Source organism: Pseudonocardia nigra (genome assembly GCF_019396355.1).
Taxonomy (GTDB): Bacteria; Actinomycetota; Actinomycetes; order Mycobacteriales; family Pseudonocardiaceae; genus Pseudonocardia; species Pseudonocardia nigra.
In genome coordinates this window covers 1-717 of record NZ_JAHKRK010000554.1, presented here as the reverse complement: position 1 = coordinate 717, position 717 = coordinate 1, and the positions used below count along the sequence as shown (strand labels likewise).

The 717-nt window shown below is 70.9% G+C and carries 1 protein-coding gene; it reads left to right on the top strand.

Features of this window, described 5'->3' with window-relative positions:
• Nucleotides 1-188: 188 nt before the first annotated feature.
• The coding region (locus KME75_RS42170; RefSeq protein WP_219420687.1) for a transposase family protein at nucleotides 189-717 on the top strand (529 nt) is incomplete at its 3' end.

Genomic DNA, 717 nt, shown 5'->3' with positions numbered 1-717 from the left:
CAGGGCCCCGGCGTTCTGGCCGTTTGGGCGTGATGTCCGGTTCCAGCTCTGGGTTGGCGTTGGGTGAGGGACCCGGTGTGATGGGCGAGCGCGACCCCTGGTGATCTTCAGGTGCTGAAGCCAGAAGATCGTTCCCGGGGGTCGCGCTCGTGTCCACAGTATCGTCGTTGTGTTCTTCCGTGAGCCGGTTGGCCGAGCTGGCTCGGCGAGATGACCTGCTGGTGTCGGATCCGCGGGTCGCGACGTCGTCGCTGTTCACGAGGTTGTCGCAGGTGCCGGACCGGCGGAAACGGCGGGGCCGGCGGCATCGACTGGTGGTGGTTCTGGCCCTCGCGGCGTGCGCGACGCTGGTGGTGGGCTGCGACTGCGTGTCGGCGATCTGGCAGTGGGCAGCTGCTACCTCGCAAGAGGTTCTGGCGCGGCTCGGGGCGCGCCGCGACCCCCTGACCGGGCGCTATCTGGTGCCCAGCGAACGAACCTTCCGTCGCGTCCTGGGTGATCTCGACAGCGACGCCCTGGACCGGGAGACCGCCGGTTTCGCCGCCGATGTGATCCGTGGTGTCACTGCGGCGCCGGTCGTGGCTGCCACGCCCGGCCCGCTCGAACGAGAACAGCGCCGGGCGCGACACCTCGCGCAGCGCGCACCCGCCGGGGTGCTGGCTGGAATCGCGGTGGACGGCAAGGCGCTGCGCGGGTCGGTGACCGCCGGTGGGGCGC